At 41.8% G+C, this 22,460-nt stretch carries 22 protein-coding genes and 1 tRNA gene; 10 read left to right on the forward strand and 13 right to left on the reverse strand.

Going from position 1 to position 22,460, the window contains the following annotated elements:
• Positions 1-52: 52 nt before the first annotated feature.
• Complete coding sequence (locus V7K53_RS22585) at positions 53-1,360, reverse strand: mannosyltransferase family protein (RefSeq protein WP_335199789.1); 1,308 nt, start codon at positions 1,358-1,360, stop codon at positions 53-55.
• A 647-nt stretch (positions 1,361-2,007) separates the two neighbouring features.
• Here V7K53_RS22585 and V7K53_RS22590 point away from each other — a divergent pair.
• Both V7K53_RS22590 and V7K53_RS22595 read left to right on the forward strand, forming a co-directional pair.
• Positions 2,008-3,204 carry a 1-deoxy-D-xylulose-5-phosphate reductoisomerase gene (locus tag V7K53_RS22590; protein WP_335199790.1) on the forward strand — a complete coding sequence of 399 codons (1,197 nt, stop codon included), beginning with the start codon at positions 2,008-2,010 and terminating at the stop codon, positions 3,202-3,204.
• 443 nt (positions 3,205-3,647) lie between these two features.
• Positions 3,648-3,845, forward strand: coding sequence for a hypothetical protein (locus V7K53_RS22595; RefSeq protein WP_118162507.1), 198 nt, complete (start codon positions 3,648-3,650; stop codon positions 3,843-3,845).
• Positions 3,846-3,911: 66 nt separating this feature from the next.
• On the opposite strand, the gene V7K53_RS22600 is transcribed toward V7K53_RS22595, so the two are convergent.
• Positions 3,912-4,412 (reverse strand): acyl-CoA thioesterase, encoded by a 501-nt coding sequence (locus V7K53_RS22600; protein WP_335199792.1) that lies wholly within the window; start codon positions 4,410-4,412, stop codon positions 3,912-3,914.
• Positions 4,413-4,528: 116 nt separating this feature from the next.
• On the opposite strand from V7K53_RS22600, the gene V7K53_RS22605 reads away from it, so the two are divergent.
• On the forward strand, positions 4,529-6,598 hold the full coding sequence (locus V7K53_RS22605) for a CHAT domain-containing protein (protein WP_335199793.1): 2,070 nt from the start codon (positions 4,529-4,531) through the stop codon (positions 6,596-6,598).
• Between the two features lie 294 nt (positions 6,599-6,892).
• Here the strand turns inward: V7K53_RS22605 and V7K53_RS22610 are convergent, their stop codons facing one another.
• The 4 genes from V7K53_RS22610 to V7K53_RS22625 form a co-directional block, all read right to left on the reverse strand.
• A complete protein-coding gene (locus tag V7K53_RS22610; protein ID WP_335089673.1) occupies positions 6,893-7,237 on the reverse strand; it encodes a DUF1815 family protein in 345 nt (114 codons plus the stop codon).
• Between the two features lie 1,033 nt (positions 7,238-8,270).
• Positions 8,271-8,486 carry a DUF2839 domain-containing protein gene (locus V7K53_RS22615; RefSeq protein ID WP_194040700.1) on the reverse strand — a complete coding sequence of 72 codons (216 nt, stop codon included), beginning with the start codon at positions 8,484-8,486 and terminating at the stop codon, positions 8,271-8,273.
• 85 nt (positions 8,487-8,571) lie between these two features.
• A complete protein-coding gene (locus V7K53_RS22620) occupies positions 8,572-8,805 on the reverse strand; it encodes a hypothetical protein (RefSeq protein WP_335199794.1) in 234 nt (77 codons plus the stop codon).
• Positions 8,806-8,818: 13 nt separating this feature from the next.
• Positions 8,819-10,375 carry an ATP-dependent DNA helicase gene (locus V7K53_RS22625; protein ID WP_335199795.1) on the reverse strand — a complete coding sequence of 519 codons (1,557 nt, stop codon included), beginning with the start codon at positions 10,373-10,375 and terminating at the stop codon, positions 8,819-8,821.
• 132 nt (positions 10,376-10,507) lie between these two features.
• Here V7K53_RS22625 and V7K53_RS22630 point away from each other — a divergent pair, with 132 nt between their 5' ends.
• Positions 10,508-11,470 (forward strand): M48 family metallopeptidase, encoded by a 963-nt coding sequence (locus tag V7K53_RS22630; protein ID WP_335199796.1) that lies wholly within the window; start codon positions 10,508-10,510, stop codon positions 11,468-11,470.
• Between the two features lie 128 nt (positions 11,471-11,598).
• Here the strand turns inward: V7K53_RS22630 and V7K53_RS22635 are convergent, their stop codons facing one another.
• Positions 11,599-12,474 carry a CPBP family intramembrane glutamic endopeptidase gene (locus V7K53_RS22635; RefSeq protein WP_335199797.1) on the reverse strand — a complete coding sequence of 292 codons (876 nt, stop codon included), beginning with the start codon at positions 12,472-12,474 and terminating at the stop codon, positions 11,599-11,601.
• Positions 12,475-12,622: 148 nt separating this feature from the next.
• Positions 12,623-13,060 carry an AbrB family transcriptional regulator gene (locus tag V7K53_RS22640; protein WP_094350106.1) on the reverse strand — a complete coding sequence of 146 codons (438 nt, stop codon included), beginning with the start codon at positions 13,058-13,060 and terminating at the stop codon, positions 12,623-12,625.
• A 148-nt stretch (positions 13,061-13,208) separates the two neighbouring features.
• On the opposite strand from V7K53_RS22640, the gene V7K53_RS22645 reads away from it, so the two are divergent.
• Positions 13,209-13,370, forward strand: a complete 162-nt coding sequence (locus V7K53_RS22645; RefSeq protein WP_289796451.1) for a hypothetical protein — start codon at positions 13,209-13,211, stop codon at positions 13,368-13,370.
• Positions 13,371-14,531: 1,161 nt separating this feature from the next.
• Complete coding sequence (locus V7K53_RS22650; RefSeq protein ID WP_335199825.1) at positions 14,532-15,536, forward strand: succinate dehydrogenase/fumarate reductase iron-sulfur subunit; 1,005 nt, start codon at positions 14,532-14,534, stop codon at positions 15,534-15,536.
• A 72-nt stretch (positions 15,537-15,608) separates the two neighbouring features.
• Here the strand turns inward: V7K53_RS22650 and V7K53_RS22655 are convergent, their stop codons facing one another.
• The 4 genes from V7K53_RS22655 to psbX all read right to left on the reverse strand — a co-directional run bounded on the left by V7K53_RS22655 (position 15,609) and on the right by psbX (position 18,094).
• Positions 15,609-16,133: a TolB family protein gene (locus V7K53_RS22655; RefSeq protein ID WP_335199798.1), complete on the reverse strand. Its 525-nt coding sequence runs from the start codon at positions 16,131-16,133 to the stop codon at positions 15,609-15,611.
• A 67-nt stretch (positions 16,134-16,200) separates the two neighbouring features.
• Positions 16,201-16,761: a TolB family protein gene (locus V7K53_RS22660; RefSeq protein WP_335199799.1), complete on the reverse strand. Its 561-nt coding sequence runs from the start codon at positions 16,759-16,761 to the stop codon at positions 16,201-16,203.
• Positions 16,762-16,808: 47 nt separating this feature from the next.
• Positions 16,809-17,726: a Ycf66 family protein gene (locus tag V7K53_RS22665; protein ID WP_335199800.1), complete on the reverse strand. Its 918-nt coding sequence runs from the start codon at positions 17,724-17,726 to the stop codon at positions 16,809-16,811.
• Positions 17,727-17,974: 248 nt separating this feature from the next.
• The gene (gene psbX, locus V7K53_RS22670) at positions 17,975-18,094 is read right to left on the reverse strand and encodes a photosystem II reaction center X protein (protein WP_012412183.1); all 120 of its coding nucleotides are present in this window, start codon (positions 18,092-18,094) and stop codon (positions 17,975-17,977) included.
• 307 nt (positions 18,095-18,401) lie between these two features.
• Between psbX and V7K53_RS22675 the strand changes: the two genes are divergently transcribed.
• A complete protein-coding gene (locus V7K53_RS22675; RefSeq protein ID WP_094350101.1) occupies positions 18,402-18,695 on the forward strand; it encodes a YggT family protein in 294 nt (97 codons plus the stop codon).
• Between the two features lie 77 nt (positions 18,696-18,772).
• On the opposite strand, the gene accC is transcribed toward V7K53_RS22675, so the two are convergent.
• Complete coding sequence (gene accC, locus V7K53_RS22680; protein WP_335157530.1) at positions 18,773-20,116, reverse strand: acetyl-CoA carboxylase biotin carboxylase subunit; 1,344 nt, start codon at positions 20,114-20,116, stop codon at positions 18,773-18,775.
• 458 nt (positions 20,117-20,574) lie between these two features.
• On the opposite strand from accC, the gene V7K53_RS22685 reads away from it, so the two are divergent.
• From V7K53_RS22685 to V7K53_RS22700, 3 genes are all read left to right on the forward strand, one after another.
• Positions 20,575-20,655 (forward strand) — tRNA-Leu (locus V7K53_RS22685).
• Between the two features lie 197 nt (positions 20,656-20,852).
• Complete coding sequence (locus V7K53_RS22690; RefSeq protein ID WP_335199801.1) at positions 20,853-21,476, forward strand: chorismate lyase; 624 nt, start codon at positions 20,853-20,855, stop codon at positions 21,474-21,476.
• Positions 21,477-21,874: 398 nt separating this feature from the next.
• On the forward strand, positions 21,875-22,438 hold the full coding sequence (locus tag V7K53_RS22700) for a Uma2 family endonuclease (protein WP_335199802.1): 564 nt from the start codon (positions 21,875-21,877) through the stop codon (positions 22,436-22,438).
• Positions 22,439-22,460: the final 22 nt, after the last annotated feature.

Genomic DNA, 22,460 nt, shown 5'->3' on the forward strand with positions numbered 1-22,460 from the left:
ATTCAACTTCTTACCAAGAAAGAACCAAATACAAATATATGGATCAAACCTTCTAACCAACCCAGTGGTCTTGGGCAAATCCTACAGCTATTTTGGCTAGTAGTGTCACAAAAGCGCCCAATATTAAATATCCTTGACGAGGATGGCGAGATAGCAGCACACCAATTGCTATGTTCAAAGGCACAATACCGTAGGCGAGACGGCTCAAGGAAATAGTGCCTCCAGAGGCCAACAGTAAACCAATACCACAAAAGCCATAAATAACCGTAACTGGGGTCAGTTGTGTGTGTAAGCGCCACAACACATAGCCACCACCTAAGACTATGAACAAGTTGAGGAAGTTATTGATCCACTGTTCGCTTGCCTGAATCAACAAAAATAAGACTAAACCATAAAACCCATAAAATAATTTTACAGAACTAAAACGTTGACGGAAATGCCATAAAAGATAGCCACTGGCAACGAGCGCGCCAAATAACAAGAGATACCAGGGGTCTTGAATAGCACCAGAGGAGTTTTGAACCCAGCCAAATTGCCAATTTTTACTGCCAACGGCAATTTGCATGAACATATTTAACCAACCCTGCCAATCAAACCCTAGAGTTGGTCTCCATCCCCGCTGTGCTTCGATAAAAGCTAAAGGGTTGCCAAAATAAATCGCACAATACAAACTGAATAGAAGTGTGCCAATAGCGGTAGTCAAACCAGCTATATAGGCAATGGGTGGTCGGCGTTCTTTCCAGGCTGCGATCGCCAATGCTGGAATTAGTGCCATACCTGTAGGACGTGTTGCTGTCGCCATTGCTCCCCAAAAAGCAGTCCAGGCATACTGCTTTCGATCGAACGCCCGCAAAGTCGCCGTACTCAAAAACAAATACAGCCCCTCTGTGTAAATCACTCCCGTAAACATCGAAGCTGGATACAAAGAAAGCACAGCAGTTACCCAGTGCGCTGTATTGATGCCATGACGATCCTTGACCCAAAAGTACAAACAGTAAAGCGCTGCAAAAAATGCCAAGTTGTTGACTAAAGTGCCTGCCAATTCAAACGGTAAGCCCAACTTCATCAAAAACCAGATACTTAAGGGAAATAGGGGAAAGAAGGCTAGATTGTGTTGCTTACCGTCATTCACAAATTCATAACCAGAAGTTGCGATCGCACGGTAATGTATACTATCCCAGGCATCAAAAATCCCCCAGCTAAAACGAGGCAAAAATTCCTCTGCGGGTAATGGTAACTTTGGCGCAACCAGCAACATAGCTGTCCAAATAAATATTCGACTGCCAAACCATATTGCTGCTGGAAACAGGAAATTATTTTTCCATAAAACTTTTTTTATAGCTATCTGAACTTTGACCATAGGGTTGAGTGCTTCAACAAACTCCTTTGTGCATCTTTTTACCTATGGCTGTAACACAGCAGTTTATGAGTAATCTTTTGCATATTAACTCCTCCACCAACACAATTAACAAACTGGATAGATTACCAATTAATTGAAATTATTTCCTATTTGGTTACTTTTGCCAATTTTCTCGGAATTTATCTTTAAAATATAGTATTTATAAATACAATTTTTGTCTAGTTACAGCAGTTATCACTGGGGGAAAGATACTGAAAGAAAAAATTAATCACTCAGGAGCGCACAGCAAGCTGTGTGTCCCTACCCGTGTACCTCATTCAAATAAGAATCGCTTTTAGTACTTTTAAGTAGAACGTCTTCATTAAATTAAAGCTCGTAGTAAGCGGCTTTAGTCCTTGAGAATCTTACATAGAGAGAAAAATTGCTCACTATGAACAAAAATTTTATCTTACATTTAATTATGTCTACCTACTTATTCGCTAACAGTCGTATCGAGTTGAAATTAACGGATTGGAACTGGTGCAGGCACAAGGGCACGGGGAAACTTCTTTTCTTTCTTGCATCAGTGTATCGATTATTGTGATTGCTGTGATTAAAGAGTCCTAAGCAATTTATAGTGAGAGTTGTTTGTAAATCCTTAAGCAATTGTGAAAGCGATTACTCTCGTTGGTTCCACTGGTTCTATTGGTACTCAGACTTTAGATATTGTCACTCAGTACCCAGATCGGTTTCGGATTGTGGGATTGGCAGCTGGGAACAATGTAGAGATGTTAGCTACTCAAATTCGGCAGTTTCGGCCGGAAATAGCAGCCATTTGCTCAGAAGATAAATTACCAGCGCTCAAAGAAGCTATCATTGACCTCGATCCTCAACCGATTCTACTGGGTGGCGACGCCGGAGTGATAGAAGTCGCTCGTTACGGCGATGCCCAAACTGTTGTCACTGGGATCGTTGGTTGTGCTGGTTTGCTACCCACGATCGCAGCGATTGAAGCTGGTAAAGATATTGCCTTAGCAAACAAAGAAACTCTGATTGCTGGCGGCCCTGTGGTTCTACCCCTAGTCGAAAAACATGGTGTAAAATTACTTCCTGCCGATTCCGAACATTCCGCTATCTTTCAATGCCTGCAAGGTGTTCCCAAAGATGGCTTACGGAAAATTTTGCTCACTGCATCTGGTGGAGCTTTCCGTGATTGGGATGTAGAAAAGTTAGCAGATGTAACTGTTGCTGACGCTCTCAAGCATCCTAATTGGTCGATGGGGCGTAAAATCACAGTAGACTCTGCTACTTTGATGAATAAAGGATTGGAAGTAATTGAAGCTCACTTCCTGTTTGGCTTGGATTATGACGATATCGAAATTGTCATTCATCCCCAGAGCATTATTCACTCACTGATTGAACTGCAAGATACTTCAGTTTTAGCTCAACTCGGTTGGCCAGATATGCGCTTACCTTTGCTGTATGCTCTATCTTGGCCCGATCGCATCTACACCAACTGGGAACGACTAGATTTAGTCAAAGCTGGAAATTTAACCTTCCGCGAACCAGATCACCAGAAGTATCCTTGTATGCAGTTGGCTTATGCTGTGGGTAAAGCTGGTGGTTCGATGCCAGCGGTGTTGAATGCCGCCAATGAGCAAGCTGTAGCTTTATTTTTAGATGAAAAAATTCGGTTTTTAGATATTCCTCGGTGTATCGAATTGGTGTGCGATCGCCATCAAAATGATAACCGTGCTAATCCCTCTTTAGATGACATTTTGGCAGCAGATCAATGGGCAAGGCAAGAAGTTTTAACAGCGACTGAAAAGTTAGAAACTCACTCGCGGATAATTTCTCTGCGATAAAAACCTTCAGTTCACATTGGACTGAGGATTAGAAATTGATGCCTAGTCCCCAATCTCTAATCCCCAGCCTCTTATCCAATTAATATGGAAATTATTTCATTTGATGCCAAAGACATACTCACCGAACTATAAAAAGTAATCTATTGAAGATAGCCAGTGGCTTCCGGATCAGCCATAATTTTTATGTATATCTATAAATTGATCTTCAAAAACAAATTAAAAATATTTACAAAAACTTTGCAAACGATCGGCGTAGCCTATAAATAATTATCTCATTTTTCGGTAAGATATCCCCAGGCTAATTATCACAAAAAACCATTTTAGTGAATATTAAAAATTGGTTTTATTATCTTTTATACTAGTGATTTTTACCAAAACCAAAGCTTACCCTTTCTGAATCGACCCACTCTTAGACAAGGGCAATTATTAAGGAATTAATATATATGATTATTACGTTGATTATAGCTTGGATAGTCTTCATAATATTATGGAAGTTGCTGAAAGCAACCGTGAGTACTGCATTAACTCTTGCGGCAATCCTTGTTTTATTAAATATTAGTTTTGGCATTACTCCACAAGATATTTGGCATTACGTAACGCAGTTTGCTCAAAATCTGTCACAGATCCAAACTGGAAAGTAACAATCTATACTTCACTTTTCATTAGCAAAAGTGAAGTATAAAATATGAAATGATAACCTTTATTGGTCAATCATTATTTAATGCTGAAATCTTGGCTAAGGCATCCTTAAAACTCGGCGGCAATTGACGCATAATCTTGCCTCTTTCGCGATCTAAAGCCACTAATGTCACCTTAGCCGTGACGTATAATTCTTGTCCATCAGTTGAGACAATGGCATAATCCCAATTGATGCGGACACCTGTGACCTCAGCCATGCGTGTTTTTACCAGCACTGCCATACCCAATTGAATTGAACGGTGATAGCGCACCGACAGTTCTACAACTGGTAAATCGCAGCCTATAGCGACTAAATCAGCAAATTCAATCCCTATAGATCGTAAACATTCAATCCGCGCTTCTTCCATCCAAGCTATATAGGAACCGTGCCAGACAAGACCGGCATAGTCTGTGTGGTGGGGTTGCACTCTGACAGGATATTCAAACCAATTCCCAAACTCGTGACTGGATGGATTGCCAAGAGCGCTGGTTGGTGGAAGTTTTGGTTGGCTAGGTTCTTCTTCTGACATCTTCAATTTTCTCAGTACCTATAAATTTTCCAAATTATTGAATAGCATAAAAATTAATTGCGTTGCCGGACTTATTGATTTAATATTTACCTTCCGAGCATAGGGAGTGTTTTGTTATGCAGCCTAATCTCCGGCATGTGAGTGTTGTTACTTTATCTCTACTTAGCTTACTAGGTTTTGGGATGGCATACCCGAACAATAACCAGGTAAACACAAACGCAAGATTGAGGTACAAATCTGGAGAAAAAGCTCAAGCTTTACCCAAGAATAATCAACTCTCAGAAATTGCCAGGCTTAACGAAGAAGCTATCAAAGAATCTCGGCAAGATCAATCGAAAGAAGCGTTGCAGAAATTACAGAAAGCATTAGCCATCAGCAGAGACCTTAAAGAGCGCTCTTGGGAAGCGGTAACATTCAACAACATCGGCAGAATTTACCAAAGCCAAAAAAAGTATTCTGAAGCACTTCGATCCTATCAGCAAGCCTTATTAATTAACAAAGAACTTGGGGATTTAGTTCGACTTGGCAAAACATACAGTAACATAGGTTACTTATTCGATATCCAAAATAAGCCAGAGTTAGCAATTTTTTTCTACAAGCATTGTTTGATTAATCGTGAGAAAGCTCGCTTGAATCCATCAGCACTGAGTGCGCCACAACCAGATGCTTACAACATAACTGTTAGCCAGACATATCGCATTTTGGGTGAACGATTGCTGAAACAAGAACGTGTTGCCGAAGCACAAAGGACAATGGATTTACTCAAAGTTGAAGAACTAGAGGAATATCTCCAGACTGTGCCAGGTAATCAACGTACTGTCAAAGGTATTAATATAGCGGCAACAGAAAAACCAATTAAACAAAAGTTGGATCAAAGTGTGGATAATGCTGTTGTGCTGGGTAAAGAACTGACAACACTACGGAAAATTTCCCCCCAACAGCGATCGCCCGAACAGAAACAACGTATCGAGCAATTAGTCTTAAATCAACAGCAACTTTTAGATGGATTTAACCAATTTATCAATAGTCCTTCCGTGAAAGCACAGGTAGAGCAAATTAGCCGTACAGCTAGGCGGCAAAATTTGGATTTGGAAAGTCTCAACGAACTTCGAGATAATTTGGCGCGATTACCTCAAAAATCGGCATTACTCTACCCATTGATTTTAAAAGACAGTTTGGAATTGGTATTGGTAACTCCTGAATCCCCACCAATCCATCGCACCGTTGCTGTCAAGCGCGAAAACCTCTATCAAACAATTGATGCTTTCCGCCAAGCTTTAATCAATCCCAGTCGAAATGTCAAAGCACCTGCACGCCAATTGTATGACTGGCTAATCAAACCGATAGAGAAAGACTTGAAGCTATCAGGTACGCAAACTCTGATTTACGCTCCAGACGATCGGTTACGCTACATCCCGTTAACTGCTTTATATGATGGCAAACAATGGCTAGTGCAGCGCTTTAATGTGAATCACATTACATCGGCTAGTCTGACTAACTTAAACACCCCAAAACAATCTACTTTGCGGGTTTTAGCGGGTGCTTTTACTAAAGGTAATTATCAAATCAAAGTTGGTAATCGACAGGTTGCTTTCGCTGGCTTACCCTTTGCAACGCGGGAGGTGGAAAGTCTAGCCGCTGCGGTTCCTGAAACTACGAAGCTTTTAGACGATGCCTTTACTCCTAGAGTCGCTGTACCCCAAATGGATGATTATACAATTGTCCATTTAGCGACTCATGCAGCCTTTGTGGTCGGTAAACCAGAAGATTCGTTTATTTTATTCGGAAATGGCGATCGCGTTAATTTTAGAAATGTCGCCACTTGGTCACTTCCGAATGTAGATTTGGTAGTATTGAGCGCCTGTGAAACCGGCTTGGGAGGCAAGTTAGGTAATGGTGAAGAAATTTTGGGCTTTGGCTATCAGATGCAACAAACCGGCGCTAGAGCCGCGATCGCCTCTTTATGGTCTGTAGATGATGGTGGTACGCAAGCACTCATGAGTGCTTTTTATGGTATCCTCTCTACTAAAAAGCTGAGTAAAACTGAAGCTTTACGCCAAGCTCAAGTCTCATTAATTACTGGAAATTGGAAGGAAATAAGTCATAATGCACCCGTAGCAGCAGTTAATGACTTTAGTCATCCGTACTATTGGGCACCTTTTATTTTAATTGGCAATGGACTTTAGATATTCGCGCAGTGTCTCGTAGAGAAGTTATCGCGTTTTGATGAAATTATGGCAAAAGAGGAGCGCTCAACTAACTAACCTCTGACTTTGCTGTGTTTTAACACCTTCTAGCTAGAGGCTGAAAATCAAGATCGTAAGGGTTTGGCAGATACAAAAAAATATGCGATGGGCCAGCCATAGCCAATCACTTGATGATAATGGAGAAATAGGTAAGAGCGATCGCTAACTAAGCCGCTATTACTGATTAACAGTTACCGATAATCAAGTTTTAATTTGCTATCGATCTCTGAAACCTCAACACTTTTTGGCTAGAGTCTTAGAGCCTGTATCACTTTGCATAGATTGCTTGACAAGATCGGCCAGTTCGTCTAGCTGGCTAATTGCCTCCGCACCCTCTAGCTTCATTAATTCGCGGTCATCCCGCATTTCCGTCCAAGTAATGCCGTAATCTGACACTAAAAATCGAATCAGATGGTTATCACCCAAGCTAACCATAAACGATGCACTGTTCATTTGGTCGCCACAGGTATAGCAGGATGCAGGATACCCACGACGCTCTAATACAATCGCCAAGGCTTGCAGGTTCATTACTAAGTCTTGGACGAATTGTCGATGTTGATGTGCTAGTCTCAGAAACACTTTTGTCCTCCAGACACCACAGTAATTTGAGTTTCTTTTATATTTTCTTTAGATTTTCTCACCCATTGGTATTGTAAACTATTCATTACAATTACCTGACAGATGATATTGAGTAGTGAATTGACTACTTTGTTTAGGGTAGTGGATCGGGATTTTGAGGGCCGTATCAAACTATTCAGTTTGTAAATTCAAAATCTCGGACAGAATTGCTAAATTTAACTATATCTTTATACATTTCTGTCAGGGTAGATTCTTAGAGTAAGAGATCCGCTTTAAGAGTAACTTAAATTTAGCACTAGTCAACTACAGAAAAGCTACATATTTGGTTTTTATTGGTTATGTGCAGTCAAATACACTGTTATTAAACGCCATAATGTAGTTTTCCATCGTTATACTGTCTCTTGCTTAGATGTTTAATCTGTTATGTTTTTAACGTAGATTTTGGTATAGACAAATAATTAGTTATACCGAGTTCTTTCCTCCTATATATATATATAAAGTCAAGCAGATGACAGTGCGAATTATAGGTTAAGTAGTTGCAAAGGGATAAATCCAATAGTTTATACCAAGCTAACGTACATAGTAGACAAGTGTGAGTGTAGAATCCACAATGGGAAACTTAACACTGACAATACCTAAACTCGGCAGAGCAATGTTGCCATTTAGGCAATATTCTCAGGTATTTTTGGATTATTTTCAAAAACTTGTACGAATCAAAGCACGATGAATTTAGAAGGATTCTTATCTTAATTTGGTTTTGCCAAATTTAATGCATATATAATATATTTCGATTATCTATCTAAAATGAGTAATTATTTTTTATTAATAACTCAGTTAACTAGTTCGTAATTTGTCATCATGCTTTTTACAAGAGGCTACGCCTAGCTTGCTTTCCCATAGGGTACGCGAACTCCCTACCGTTGCGCTAACTTCATAATTATTGGCGAGACACTTGGGCGTTATTGTCTCTTTTTTCGCAGTCTTGAATTAGTTGGAGTCTAGATATCCAACTAATTCAATTATGAATTAAGAATTAATAGACTACCTGCCACCAACCGAAAGCTGGGCCGATAAAACGGATTGTTGCCCATCCTACAACCATAAGACCAATGCCTATCCAAGCACCACGAGTAGTCCAAGTGACAAATTGTTCGCCTTGAGTTTTTGTGATTGGAACCCAAGATAAGATCCGAGTCTCTTTACCGTATGTTTCCCCTAATGTGGTTTTACGACGTTTTGCTTCACCCATAATCAGCAACTCAAATTCTACTTAGGTTCTAAATTTATTTTGCCAGGAATCATGCCTACAGAAAGGCAATGAATCGCATCACCTTCTATAAGCTGATAATAATGCTTGCTTTTAGGCGATCGCGCTTTGGTTGACAAAATTTAAATTGGGCATTGGGGAGCCACTGCGGTGAGGCAGCCCCCGTCTTCTCCCAAGGGGAGATGCGAAGCGCGATGGCGGTTTCCGTCGTTAGCGCTAGCGGTAGCGAGGAACGAGCGTCTGGAAGACTGCCGAACCCAAAGGGTCTTGGGGTCTCCCCAAGTGGAGCAAGTGGCGTCACTGGTAACTGAATTTTAAGCAGAATTCTCCTCATCGGTATTGGAAAACAGGCTGGGATCGAGATAGTTAATGCGTGCCAGAGGACTTAAAGCTGCGAGAATTTGAGCGCCGTAGCTGCGGTTAACTACACGACTATCCAGCAAAGCCACAATTCCTTGACTTTCTCGTACTGGAGCGATCGCTCGTTGTAATTCATTTAAAGCTGCTGGCAACAAGTATAAACGGAACCAATCTTGATGCGATCGCTTATAAAGAGCTACCCTACCAGCTACCAGGGGATTTTCCAAAGATGGTAGGGGCAAAGTCGCAATAATTAACAGATGGGGCGCTGGCAAGACTCGTTGATGTTCTCGCCAAAATTCCCAACCGCTAATCAAAATACCATTTTCATCTAAACAAGTTTTTTCTACTTGCACCCGCGAACCAAACTCTGAAGCTAGAATTGTCGCAACTTGAGCCTTTAGTGGTACATCCCCCACTAAGACAACAGTTAATCCTGGTGCTGTCGCACTTAGACAAACCAGTGTGCGAACTTTGTGAATAAATGCCGCTTGAAATTCTGGCGTGTTGGGTAGAGGTAACTTATAGGGTACATACAGTTGAATTGCTTCTGCTTGACTTTCCGAGGAGAACTTCAGGCAAGTTAAATCGTCCAAACCCAAACGCTGGCGAAAAAGGGGAGCCTCAGTTTCCGGTTCGATAGCGCTGCCAATTAAAACTACTGGTTGTCGCTGCCAAATCGGCGAGAGTATTTCCCCTAATTCCATAGGTGCGTAGTGCAAAGAAAATAAACCTTGTCGATGGGCAATAGTCGCCCAGAAGAGAGGAGGGGAAGCAGACGAGGAAAGATTTTCATCAAGGTTTTGAAATTGTTGCCAGAAATTTTTCCACTTATCTGGGAGGTTTGCTCGATCTAAAGCCAAATACAGGCGATTTAAAATTTCTATTTCTGGCTGGGAAATTAGATAGCACTGATATGGATTAGCAGGATGCTGAAAAAGTTCGTGTGTTAGTTGTATCCGTGCTTCACGAATTGCCTCAGCTTGGTTGGGACAAGCCAGTATGAGTTGATCCCAATCATCAGGTTGAATATCTTGGGTAAGTTGATGACGCACCCAATCTTCGAGATCGTCTACCCCATCAATAATTGTGGGGATGCCTTGGGGAAAGCGTAAGCCACCAGCCAATTGTCCTTTTAACCAAGCTTCTGGGGAAGTTAAGAGTAGCCCTTGGAACTCAGCATCAGGCCAAGCATCACCTGTCCTAATTGATTTATTGGTTGGTAACCATTGCTGTAGCCGGGGAATTTCCACCCGCAGTAGAAGTTGCTGCACAGTTTCTTGAGCAACAATAATTACAGGACCATGCCACATCAGGGCTGATGCTACGAAACTAGTACGATACCGCCCTTGATAGCCACTAACTGCCCCTACTTGAATTAGGGCGCTACGTCCCAGGCGCAAGGCGCGTGCTACCAACCGTGCCATCGTCAAATGATGGGGCCAGGAAGGGAACCCCGCTTGCGATCGCAAAAAGTTATGTAGTGACAAATGAACTTCTGCCTCAATCACACGCTTTCAATTCCATACAAAGTGATTTTTACTTCCAATTGCCCCATTTCTATTATCTTGTTATTTGTCATTTGTCCTTTGCTAATGACCAATGACCAATGTCTAATGACCAATCACCTAATACCCTAAATTATGCCAACTTACACAGGAATATCTAGCGAAGCCTTCAGGCATCCACTAGATCGCCAAGCCGAGCAAGCTTTACGAAATTTGCCAGGATTTGATTTAATCGCTCGTAAATTTGTGGAATTTATCTACGAACGCCCTCAATTAGTCTATCTAATGGGTAACAGCATCCAAGTCGGGCCGCGTCAATATTCCACTATTTACCAGATGTTTCGGGAATGCGTCCGAGATTTGGACATTTACCCAGAACCAACACTGTTTGTCTCGCAAAATCCCCAAGTAAATAGCTATGCCCTGGGGCAAGAAAATCCTTACATAGTCATAAATACAGGGATACTAGACTTACTAGACGAAGCCGAGATTCGGACGGTGCTAGCCCATGAACTGGGGCATATTAAATGTGGTCATACTATTTTAATTCAAATGGCGATGTGGGCGATGAGTGCTGCTTCGGCATTAGGAGAATTGACCTTCGGCATCGGTAATATTGTTACCCAAGGCTTGATTTACGCCTTTTTTGAATGGCGGCGCAAAGCCGAGTTATCGTCAGATCGCGCTGCATTACTAGTGATGGATGACTTGAATCCTGTGATGTCAACGATGATGAAACTCTCTGGTGGTAGTAACAAATATGCCAATGAATGTAGTTTACAAGAGTTTATCAAGCAGTCAGAAAATTATCAGGCATTGGATGAGGATGGACTGAATCAGATATATAAATTCTTGATCTACAATGGCGCTCAGGGTATGATGTTGAGTCATCCTTTCCCTGTTGAACGCTTGCATTACTTACGGACGTGGGCTGTATCCGAAGAATATCAGCAAATTCGCCGAGGAAATTATCAGCGATCGCCTGCTTCTGGATCGGTAAATGTTTCAGCAGAATCTTCCGAAAATCAAACAGAAATTTTACGCCGCCAAATTGAAGAATTACAACGAGAAATTGACAGAATCAGAAGGTCTGAGTAGTTTTGAGTACTAAAGAAAGATTAGTAGCGTGGAATAGTGCCTACTAAATCGTTGGATTTAGTTCCCCGATTTCTTCGAGAAGTCGGGGATCTGCGTTTACAGACATCATCTATGGGAAATTAAAATACTTAAGAGTTGAACCAGATAATTACTCCAGTTCCCAATACACAAATAATTCCCGCCAAGCCAGCTAGAGGTTTTTTATTTTTACCTGTGAACCAGTCAGGGATTTTACCTGTGTAAGTAATTAGTTCTGCTGTATCTATGGTAGCGATCGCCCATACCCATCCTGCGTGCAATCCCCAAGCTAAACCCAAATTACCACTTGTAGCAAAGCGTGCTAATACCAGCACCATTCCCATCAGCCATAATCCAGGAAGTTGGGGTGCAGTTTCGCGTTGCTCCCAAATCAGGTGTAAAAAGGCAAAAATCAAGCTAGAAATTGCTGCTGCTACCCAAAGTGGGTAATCCTGTGCTAATTCTGTGAACAGGAAACCGCGAAAAACTAACTCTTCTATCCCACCGACTAACAACGCTATCAAGAAAATTGGTAGCAATATGGGTAGTAGTAACTTAAAATTCGACTTTTCAAAAGAACACCAACCTAACCAGAATTGTCCACTAAATACAATAGCTAGACTCAGCACTCCCAAACTAAAACCTAGTGCTAAAAAACCAAGAGTTGAAAAATTGCCTACAAAGCCGTAATCTGAAAAAGATTTATTAGTCAACCAAGCAACTCCCCAGAGGATCGGGGGAGCTAATAGGTAAAGTGACACCAATAACGGCATTTTTTGCTCTGGCTGTAAAGGTTTAGGAGGTTGCCAATTAAGCAATATTGCCGATACTGTTGCTACTGGCAGCCAGCAAACTATCCAGCAAACAAAAAATGCCGTCACTATAACTAGTGGCGGTGCATTTTCTATAAACGCCAGTAAGGCGTTGACCGAAGACTTAAAGAAAGTTATCAAAATAAACAAAAAAACACGATAGACTTCTTGCATTATAGATTTCTTGCTGATTAATCAAGACTCTACTAAATTTGGTGAATTCTGCAAGGGGTCTAATCGTATTTTTTACTTGGCTACCAATTTGCTGTTGGGGTAAGGACAAGTTATCATCAACTGAAACTTATCCCTACCATCAGCAAATTTACTCTTCGTCTTCCAAATCTTCGTCTGATTCGTCAGAATCTATATCTTGTGAGGTTAGTTTTTTATCGCTTTCACCTAGTTGAATCAGGTGAATATGTTTGTATCCCAGCCTAATTTCAAACTCATCTCCAGCCTTCAAGCCCATTGCTTTGGTATATGTAGCACCAATTACAATCTGACCATTTTGATGGACACTAACCCGATATGTCGGTTCGCGACCACGACCATCTTTAGGTGCTTCTGGACTTAGAGGAATTCCCCTAGCAGACAGCAAAGCGTCATAAAAATCGGTGAGATTGACACGAACTTGGTTATTCTTAGTAACAGTGTAATAGCCGCACTGTTTAGCTCTTTCTCGGCGTGGTAATGTGGAAAGTTCTTTTACTTTAGCAAGTAGTGCTTTTCCAGTTAATGGCGCGGTTGCAGTTTCAGTCATTATGCTCAAATTTTCCTTACTCTCTCCAAACTGATAAACTATGTAGTCTCATGCCAGCATTTAATTTTTTAGCATTTGCATAGAGCTACTGAAGACCCTAGTGTAACGGGTGAATTCCTGCCGATAGGAGCCAAAAGCACTTCTATATATGGTTGTCTACAACCAACTAGAGGCCATAGTTGCCACAGACATTAATTTTGGTGATGTTACGGCACTTTTAACCATTATTCGCCATCAGAAAGAAAACTATTTTCTCCTTTGGCGCTACTGTAGCGGTGTAACTTTCAGCCACCTTTACAAATGGGGTTAGGTTCTACTGCAAATAAGTCGTAGACCCAAAAAATTGCAGGTTTTTCACTTTCAGTGCTTGCCTTTCTTGGCAATGAGCAAGTAGAGTTTTCTCCACTCGTCCTCTCAAGCTTAGGACAGCATAGTATTTCAATAGAGTCCTACGGGCATACACCCTTTTGTCCTACCAGTAGAGACGCGAATTTTCTTGTCTCTACATTACGAATCAACAAAGCAGTAGTAACCGCGCTGATACGGCTATTGATTCTGGTTTTGCTACTTCGTAATTTTATATTAAATACTAGCATGGACTAATAATAGCAAAATAGTTGTTTAATTTTGAATTAAAGTTGCTGGTAAATTTTTATTTAAATTCCTGGACTAAAAGAAGAAAAAAGCAGTGACGATTTTCTTAACCCTTTCTTGCAAGCGTGAGCATTGCTATCTGGCTTTTATAAAAATTTATATAATTGAGACGAGCAGTTTTGACCAATGAGTTCAATCCCATATTTTCTTGATTGAGAGCAAGCCAAAAAGCGAAAAGTCTCTCACCTCCGGGTTTCGCGGTGCTCTAACTTTTCTTTGAAAGTGGTGGGGATTTTTCCTCGGTTTATTATCTTCAGGTCAAAAGCAGTCAGAGGATTTTGCACGTCTGTCTATGGGAAGAACAAATCTCTTAACATCTGCCTAGTGCTTGATTGCCACTACTATATATTAAACATGGGCTTTCACACTTCTATATAATCAAAAAATCCCGCCTTCGCTACCTAATTGACGAAATTTTACTGTCAGGACTGCTTGACTCAAGTTGACATCAAGACATGTTGCTAACTTCACATACATTTCATTTGGATACGATCGCTAGGTCAAAGATCAACTTAAGTTACTTTTTAAGCAAACCCTCTTTCCTTTACATTTCCAAACAGGGAAATTTAATGCAAAGCTGCGATTACATTTTTGGCGTTTTAACTCAAAATTTGACGAAAATCTTGCCTACAACGCTACTACAAGTAAAATTTTAATGGTTATCCTTAAACAAGAATCAGTCGCCCTTTAATCGTCAGCCTATTAACACCAGGGTTTGAATTAGGGGCAAAAAGTATAACTCACTTTTCGCAACTACCTGCTTTGACTCATGATTGTTGAGGCTGGTGAAGTAATTTTAAAATTTTGGTTAGTAGTTATGGAAGTTATTTTTAAGGTCATTCGACAGCAACAAAATTCCTCCCCTGTTGTGCAAACCTATCTAGTGGAGGCCGAACCAGGTAATACAATCTTGGATTGCCTCAATCAGATTAAGTGGGAGCAAGATGGAACTTTAGCATTTCGCAAAAATTGCCGCAATACTATTTGTGGTAGCTGTGCTATGCGAATTAATGGGCGTTCGGCTTTAGCTTGTAAAGAAAATGTTGGGAGTGAACTTGCCAGATTACAAGAAATACCATCATCCCCAAGTAAAGTAAATGCTATTGCTGAAATCACGATCGCGCCTCTTGGCAATATGCCCGTGATTAAAGATTTGGTTGTAGATATGAGCAGCTTTTGGAATAATCTAGAGGCAGTTGCCCCTTATGTGAGTACAGTAGCACGACAAGTACCAGAAAGAGAGTTTTTGCAAACACCACAAGAGCGATCGCGCCTCGATCAAACTGGTAACTGTATTATGTGCGGTGCTTGTTATTCTGAATGCAACGCCCGTGAAGTTAATCCAGACTTTGTAGGCCCCCATGCCCTTGCCAAAGCTTACCGAATGGTAGCAGACTCCCGCGATAGCGATACCGAAAATCGTTTAGCAAGCTACAACGAAGCTACTAAAGGCGTATGGGGTTGCACCCGTTGTTTGTACTGCGATTCAGTTTGTCCAATGGAAGTTGCACCATTAGAACAAATCACCAAAGTTAAACAAGAAATTCTCACTCAAAAACAAGCCAGCGATAGTCGCTCAATTCGTCACCGAAAAGTATTGGTGGATTTAGTTAAAGAAGGCGGTTGGATTGATGAACGCCAATTTGGTTTACAAGTCGTCGGTAATTATTTTCAGGATTTAAAAGGATTACTTAGTCTTGCACCCCTCGGTTTGCGCATGATCCTTCGGGGTAAGTTTCCCCTATCATTTGAAGCTTCAGAGGGTACAGAACAAGTGCGATCGCTTATTGAATCTGTGCAACAAGTAGAAAACAAAAGTTAGAAGTGAGGAGTTAGGAGTGAGGAATTTTAACTCCTAACCCCTAACTCCTAACTATTAACTTCTACCTATAGTTCAACGCGGTTCTTGAGGTATATTCAACGGTTGTCCGTAACGGTCATATACTAAAACATCCCACTGACCATTATTACTAGACTCAAAAGCGATTCTGCTACCATCAGCGCTAATTGTAGGGTTGCGGACTTCGGCTTGCAGGTTGTTGGTCAAATTCCGCGATTGGCGTGTTTCTCTGTCGTAGAGAAAAATAGCCGATCGCCCCTGACGACTAGCCGCAAACACAATATAACGACCATCTTGTGAAACGCTAGGATGATTTGCGATCGCATCAAAGGAATTTAAACCTGGCAAATCAACCAAATCACGATTTACCGTATCAAACATATAAACATCTTGGCTACCGCGTCGGTCAGTAATAAAAACAATGTATCTCCCAGAAATTTGGGGGTTTAATTCCGACGCTAAACTATTGAGACTCCGACCCCCCGGATCAAATGGATAACTCAAAATACGGGGGTAGCCAAAACATCCAGTCAATAAACTTAAACAGAAAAATACAGGTATAAAAAAAACACGTTTCATATAATTAGTCATTAGTAATTAGTCAATAGTCTCACAACTCCTAACTCCTAACTCCTAACTTTCTCCCCTACGGAGGTGAACCAACGGTTGCACCGTTGGGAATATCTAACTCAATATTTGGCCCCCGGTCTAGGACTTCAATATCCCACTGACCACGAGCGGCGGTTTCAAAGACAACATAACGTCCATCTGGACTTATATTTGGTTTTCTGACCCAGCCGCGATAAATTGGTGTGACAATTTGCGACTGTTGCGTAGCGCGATCGTAAAGCGCTACCACTGGTCTACCTTGATCGCTAGTAAGATAAGAAATATAACGCCCTGTGTAGCTCAAACTTGGACTTTCAGCAATTGTTTCTTGTCGGTTTATCCCCGGTGTGCCAATAAAAACTTGCCTCTCCAAATCGTACACTAGTAGCTGCTGATTACCATTGCGATTAGATACAAACGCTAAAAAGCGCCCATTTCCACTCAAAGCAGGTTGCTCCTCGGTGTAGCGACTGTTAAGAGAAGTAGGCCCTATGGGAATATCGCTAGTACCACAAGATACAAGCAAACTTGTTAAACCAAAAACCAGGCTCCAATGAATTGGTCTTTGGAGCCAAAATGTAGGCGTAAATTTTTCCACCTCAACTGTTTTCCGTCGCCTCTAAACCTACTTGCACGCCAACTGTTTTAAACATCATCATCAAAATCGGTTAAATTATCTGATCCCTCATTTGGTTTTTCAATTGGGTTGTATGGCACATAATCAGTTGGGATGGCATCATCATCTTCGCGCGGTCTTCGAGGAGTTGAGTCAGCGGGTGGACGACGCCTTCTCGGTCTGGAAGAAACATCATCTTCACGACTTTCGGGACGCTGGGGCCCGTTATTACTACGGCGAGAAGGTTTTCTGACTTCCCCACCTGAACTTTCCCAATCATCAACTTGCCTAGATGAAGAGCCCCAATTTTCATCTTCAGAGCTTTCAGAAGGGCGATTCACGGGACGACCAGAAGTCCGCCGACGCGTTCTATCAGATGGAGCCTGTCTTTCACTACTACTGTTGTTGCGGCGTTCTGAACGACGAGGGGGTTGCTCCTCGTAGTAGTTATCACGAGTGGAAATCTCATCCCTGCTACCCCGAATCCGGGCACGCACTGGGCGTTCTTCCTCGTCTTCATAAGGCAGTGGTTCTAAATCTGCATCCATTTCAGCTTGATACTTTCTGCGATCGTTGTACGAATAGCGATCGCTAACTGGTCGGTCTTCGTCCACAATCGGAGTATTACGCTTTGCTTGCTGGGTAGCTATACTCCGCAAGCGAATACTTTCAACTGCAAAAAACACAGTTGTACCAACTAAAAGCAATTGACCAAATTGTAAAATTGGGTCAAGCCGCCATCCTTGAAAGACAAGAATGAAGCCGCAAAGCAAGCCGACTGCTGCAAAAAAGATATCTTGATCTCGTGACAATTCTGGGCGCACAGTGCGGAGAAAATACAGTGCTGCCCCAGCCACAGCCAGGAAAATTCCTAGAATACTGGCTGAATTTGCCCCAAAATTAACCTGAGCCAGAAAACTGGCTGAGTTCAGCCCAAAATTTATCATTGCTGTTTTCCCAATATCAAATCTATGTTAGCGAGTCACAATTAAAATCACTACTCTAATTAGTCACGATATATTGAAGCTTCAAAGCCTCTGGCAAAGAAGCTCTGAAGCTGTCCACCGAAAAGTAAAAACACCTATGTCTGTCATCTATAACTGCCACCAGCCGCAGTTTATGCCGCTTTTGATGAAACAAATGTAGATAGCTGACAGCCAATCGATTATGAGAGTTAAATTAACTCTCATAAGCATTATGAACGCTGTATTTTATCTTTTTGGCTAATGAAAATTAGACCAACTGTAACGGGTATTACAACAATTGCTGTACCCCATAGCAGACTCCAAAGAAAATTTGCTAAAGAAGGCGTCATACTTCTCAACCTTTTTTTACACAGTTCATCCTAATTTTAATAGTGTATTACTTTCTTGAGAAGCCTCTAACTCTGAACTGCTAAACTTGGTAACTGCTTTCACCATTTGTTGAGTTAACCACGTGGGCGAGTTCACTTTTCTATTTCAGAAGGAAGTGACAGCATTTAGTTAAAATGATGATCGGAGTGCTTTACAAAGCTTAAAACTTGTTAGTGATGTCTACGATGGGCTAATCGGCGTTGCAAAATGCACATAGCCGTTGCCTAAGTTTTTTCTTTCTTTACAGATAGATAGTACCTGAAACCGATGACTGGTGTTAACCTGACTGCTTGGATTCTTGGCCCTGTGTTAGGGGTGATGACATTCTTATTTATATTTCGTATCATTCTCACTTGGTATCCGCAAGTGGATCTGAATCGTTTGCCGTTTAATTTAATAGCTTGGCCCACTGAGCCATTTTTAATCCCATTGCGAAAGCTGGTGCAACCTATAGGCGGGGTAGACATTACACCTATTATTTGGGTTGGTATCTTTAGTCTCCTGCGAGAAATCTTACTAGGTCAACAAGGATTGCTGACTATGCTATCTCGTGTTAATTAGGGTACAGGTTACAAGGGACAGGTTACAGGTTATAACCCTGCCCCCTGTAACCTATACCCTGTAACCTTCCCACTCCCCTAACCGTTCATTTCCTGCACAAAATTTGTATAAACGTTACCCTGTAAAAACTGTGGAGTTTCCATAATTTTTTGATGAAACCCAATGGTGGTAGGTAGCCCAGTGATGGCACATTCTCTCAGTGCGCGTTTCATCCGGTTAATCGCAGTGGGTCGGTCTGGTGCCCAAACGATTAACTTGCCGATTAAGGAATCGTAGTAGGGCGGGATTTGGTAATCTGTGTAAACGTGGGAATCAATCCGCACGCCAGGCCCTCCGGGGGGCAGATAGCTACTGATCCGTCCAGGAGAAGGGCGAAAGTCATGATCGGGATCTTCGGCGTTGATTCGGCATTCGATCGCATGACCTCGTAATACTACTTGGTCTTGGGTTAGCTTGAGTCTTTCACCTTGGGCAATGCGAATTTGTTCGGCAACCAAGTCTATCCCAGTAATCATCTCTGTTACAGGGTGTTCTACTTGAATCCGGGTGTTCATTTCCATAAAGTAGAATTTACCGGATCTATCCAAGAGAAACTCAATAGTACCAGCCCCACTGTAGTTAATGAATTGGGCAGCTTTGACAGCAGCTTGTCCCATTTTCTCACGTAGGTCTTGGTCGAGAGCCGGACTAGGAGCTTCTTCTAACAGCTTTTGATTCCGGCGCTGAATTGAACAATCTCGTTCACCCAAGTGGATGACATTACCGTAGTTATCCGCCAAAATTTGAAATTCGATGTGGCGGGGACGTTCAATAAATTTTTCTATGTAAACGCCAGAATTCCCAAAAGCTGCTCCTGCTTCGCCTTGGGCTGCGAGAAAAAGTTTCACAAATTCGTCTTCTGAACGAACTAGGCGCATACCCCGTCCACCGCCACCTGCTGTAGCTTTGATCATTACTGGATAGCCGATATCCTTGGCGAATCCTAATCCTTCTTGCTCGGATTCTACCAATCCCTCAGTACCCGGTACCGTCGGTACTCCAGCTTTTTGCATGGTTTCTTTGGCAGTGGATTTATCGCCCATCCGTCTCATAGCTTCTGGAGTTGGGCCAATAAAAGCAATATGATGGTCGGCACAGATTTCTGCAAACCGGGCATTTTCTGCCAAAAAACCATAGCCTGGATGAATGGCAGTCGCATTGCGCGTCAGTGCAGCAGCAATAATATTGGGAATATTCAAATAACTTTTACTGCTAGCGGGTTCGCCAATGCAAACCGCTTCATCAGCAAGTTGGACGTGCAGAGCATTACGGTCAACGGTGGAGTGAACCGCAACTGTGGCAATTCCCATTTCTTCACAGGCGCGGAGAATGCGAAGGGCGATTTCTCCCCGATTGGCAATTAATATTTTGTCAAACTTCATTTTTTAGTTTCGATATCATTACCAGTAGATTGACATTTTCTCCGATCCAACTTGAAACAACGCTTCCGCATTATTTCAAATTATTGCAGGAGATTCGCCACCCTGATCCTAAGCAAACTTGCATATTGCAGGCTTGCTGCCTCTACGGGTCTTACTACACTAACAACATTGCTGCTGTAAGTCTTGGCTAGACTACCAAGTTGGGCTTTTGCGACGCCGATAGCGATCGCGTAGCGTCATAGCCCGTCGTAAACATCGCCTACAGCAGACGGATACGCGATCGCACCCCGCCAAACACACACAGTAGCTCTACCCTTTTCAATATCCCTTGTACAGCTGCTAAATTTCTGTCAGTCTGATACCGCCTTGAAAAAATTTATATTTTTGAGCAACTGAATTTAGATATCACCTTACTATAATTATTTTCTTATGCTATAGTCTATTCTTAGACAAATCATGCGGATGTGGCGGAATTGGTATACGCGCACGCTTGAGGTGCGTGTGGCTTTGCCTTGGGAGTTCGAGTCTCCCCACCCGCATTTTTGCTTATTTAAACATAGGGTCAATAGTCATAGGTCAAAAAACCTTAGACTATTGACCCTTAAATATTAAGTTTGTAGTGAAGACTTTAGTCCTTTTCGGAACCACTCAGTGGTTACTATATATTAAGCATTGCCTTGTCAAAGTACTAGTTTTTTATGCTTTTATAGAAATAGGTGAAGTTTTGTAAAAAGCATTGACTATTTCTTTTCCGCCGACAAACAACCTAACACTGCCACCAGCTTGGCATCGCCTCACTCCGATTTGGCAAGGAGGGGAGGAAATAATTCAACAAAGTTTACCTCACACTCAGCTAGCACCTGCATGGCAACTGATGCTTTTGGGTGACGGCTCTCCAACACGTCACTTAGAATTGCTCACAGGTGAGCCTGTAGAAGTAGATGTTATTGATATGTCATTGATTGGCATTGACTTGGATGCTGCTCCTGAGTTAATCCAAGCTGTCCCAGAACCGCGATTACGGCGACAAGTTTGGCTGCGTACCGCTTCTGGTCAAAGATTAGCCTATGCTACTTCCTGGTGGGAAGCCAGTCATGTCGATGAGTACTTACAAAATCGTTCATTACCAATTTGGGCAAGTTTAGCTCGTCTTCGTACAGAATTGTATCGGGATGTTCGAGGAATTTACTACGGTGACTCATTGGCACTAGAGTCCGGTTTTGGTGTAACTGGGCCTTTTTGGGGTCGCCACTACTTGTTTTGGCATCATGGGCAGCCACTGACATTAATTTATGAAGTTTTTTCACCTTATTTGACCAAATATTTGGGGGCTATGCAATTAAATTCCAAAAATCAGTAAGAAGCCATGATGTAGTCCGATCGCTATCGAGTAAAACTAAGTAGCTGAAATCATCCAATGAAATTATCAAAGGAACGTTGAATTATTGTTGCAGCGATAGCTTCTGGTAGTAGTGCCGTTAAACTAATGAGTTTTCGGTGATGGTTTGCCATTGTTGTGCGATCGCATCCTCTTTAAAATAGAGTCATTCCCCAAGATCAACTATAATTCAACTCAAAACCCAACTCACCCTCAAAGAATTTCTCACACTTCCCGAAGGTGATATCACTAAACTAAACGCGATACTGATAGTTTAGAAGATTCATTATTTGAAGGGCTACAAATTACACCTCAATAAATCTTCCAACAAGCAATAATTTCCTACTGATGTTAGCAAGAAAGACGCGAGGAAAGGTTTAATGAATACTATTGTGCTAAATCTAGAACCGATTGCTCATTTAACCGATGAGCAATTTTATCAATTGTGTATTGCCAATCGTGATGTAAGCCTGGAAATGAACGCATCTGGAGAATTAATAATTGTGCCACCAGTAGGAGGAGAAAGTGGAAATCAGGAAGCTGGACTGATTGCTGATTTAGAAATTTGGAATCGTCAAGCTAAATTAGGGAAAGTTTTTAGTTCTTCAACTATCTTTATACTTCCCAACGGTGCAAAACGTTCTCCTGATGCTGCTTGGGTAAAATTGGAGCGATGGGAAGCTTTAACACCAGAACAACGAAAAAAATTTCCGCCACTTGTACCCGACTTTGTGATTGAACTGCGTTCGGAGACAGATCGCCTTGCACCGATTCAAGAGAAAATGCAGGAATACATCAAAAATGGTCTGCGCTTGGGTTGGCTGATTAATCCTCAAGATCGCCAGGTTGAAATTTACCGACTTTTAAAAGCTGTAGAAGTTGTACAAATGCCAGCGATTTTTTCTGGAGAGGATATACTACCTGGATTTGAGTTGCAAGTATAGGTGGGCGATCGCTACCGAGCAA

Origin of the sequence: Nostoc sp. (assembly GCF_036917355.1) — a bacterium.
In the GTDB taxonomy this organism is placed as follows: domain Bacteria; phylum Cyanobacteriota; class Cyanobacteriia; order Cyanobacteriales; family Nostocaceae; genus Nostoc.

Coding starts and splice junctions, on each gene's coding strand:
- V7K53_RS22585 (WP_335199789.1), bottom strand. CDS start 1,360: ATGGTCAAAGTTCAGATAGCTATAAAAAAAGTTTTATGGAAAAATAAT.
- V7K53_RS22630 (WP_335199796.1), top strand. CDS start 10,508: ATGCCAACTTACACAGGAATATCTAGCGAAGCCTTCAGGCATCCACTA.
- V7K53_RS22600 (WP_335199792.1), bottom strand. CDS start 4,412: ATGTCAGAAGAAGAACCTAGCCAACCAAAACTTCCACCAACCAGCGCT.
- V7K53_RS22595 (WP_118162507.1), top strand. CDS start 3,648: ATGATTATTACGTTGATTATAGCTTGGATAGTCTTCATAATATTATGG.
- V7K53_RS22650 (WP_335199825.1), top strand. CDS start 14,532: ATGGAAGTTATTTTTAAGGTCATTCGACAGCAACAAAATTCCTCCCCT.
- V7K53_RS22665 (WP_335199800.1), bottom strand. CDS start 17,726: ATGATAAATTTTGGGCTGAACTCAGCCAGTTTTCTGGCTCAGGTTAAT.
- V7K53_RS22640 (WP_094350106.1), bottom strand. CDS start 13,060: ATGACTGAAACTGCAACCGCGCCATTAACTGGAAAAGCACTACTTGCT.
- psbX (WP_012412183.1), bottom strand. CDS start 18,094: ATGACGCCTTCTTTAGCAAATTTTCTTTGGAGTCTGCTATGGGGTACA.
- V7K53_RS22615 (WP_194040700.1), bottom strand. CDS start 8,486: ATGGGTGAAGCAAAACGTCGTAAAACCACATTAGGGGAAACATACGGT.
- V7K53_RS22700 (WP_335199802.1), top strand. CDS start 21,875: ATGAATACTATTGTGCTAAATCTAGAACCGATTGCTCATTTAACCGAT.
- accC (WP_335157530.1), bottom strand. CDS start 20,116: ATGAAGTTTGACAAAATATTAATTGCCAATCGGGGAGAAATCGCCCTT.
- V7K53_RS22655 (WP_335199798.1), bottom strand. CDS start 16,133: ATGAAACGTGTTTTTTTTATACCTGTATTTTTCTGTTTAAGTTTATTG.
- V7K53_RS22675 (WP_094350101.1), top strand. CDS start 18,402: ATGACTGGTGTTAACCTGACTGCTTGGATTCTTGGCCCTGTGTTAGGG.
- V7K53_RS22645 (WP_289796451.1), top strand. CDS start 13,209: ATGGTTGTCTACAACCAACTAGAGGCCATAGTTGCCACAGACATTAAT.
- V7K53_RS22635 (WP_335199797.1), bottom strand. CDS start 12,474: ATGCAAGAAGTCTATCGTGTTTTTTTGTTTATTTTGATAACTTTCTTT.
- V7K53_RS22605 (WP_335199793.1), top strand. CDS start 4,529: ATGCAGCCTAATCTCCGGCATGTGAGTGTTGTTACTTTATCTCTACTT.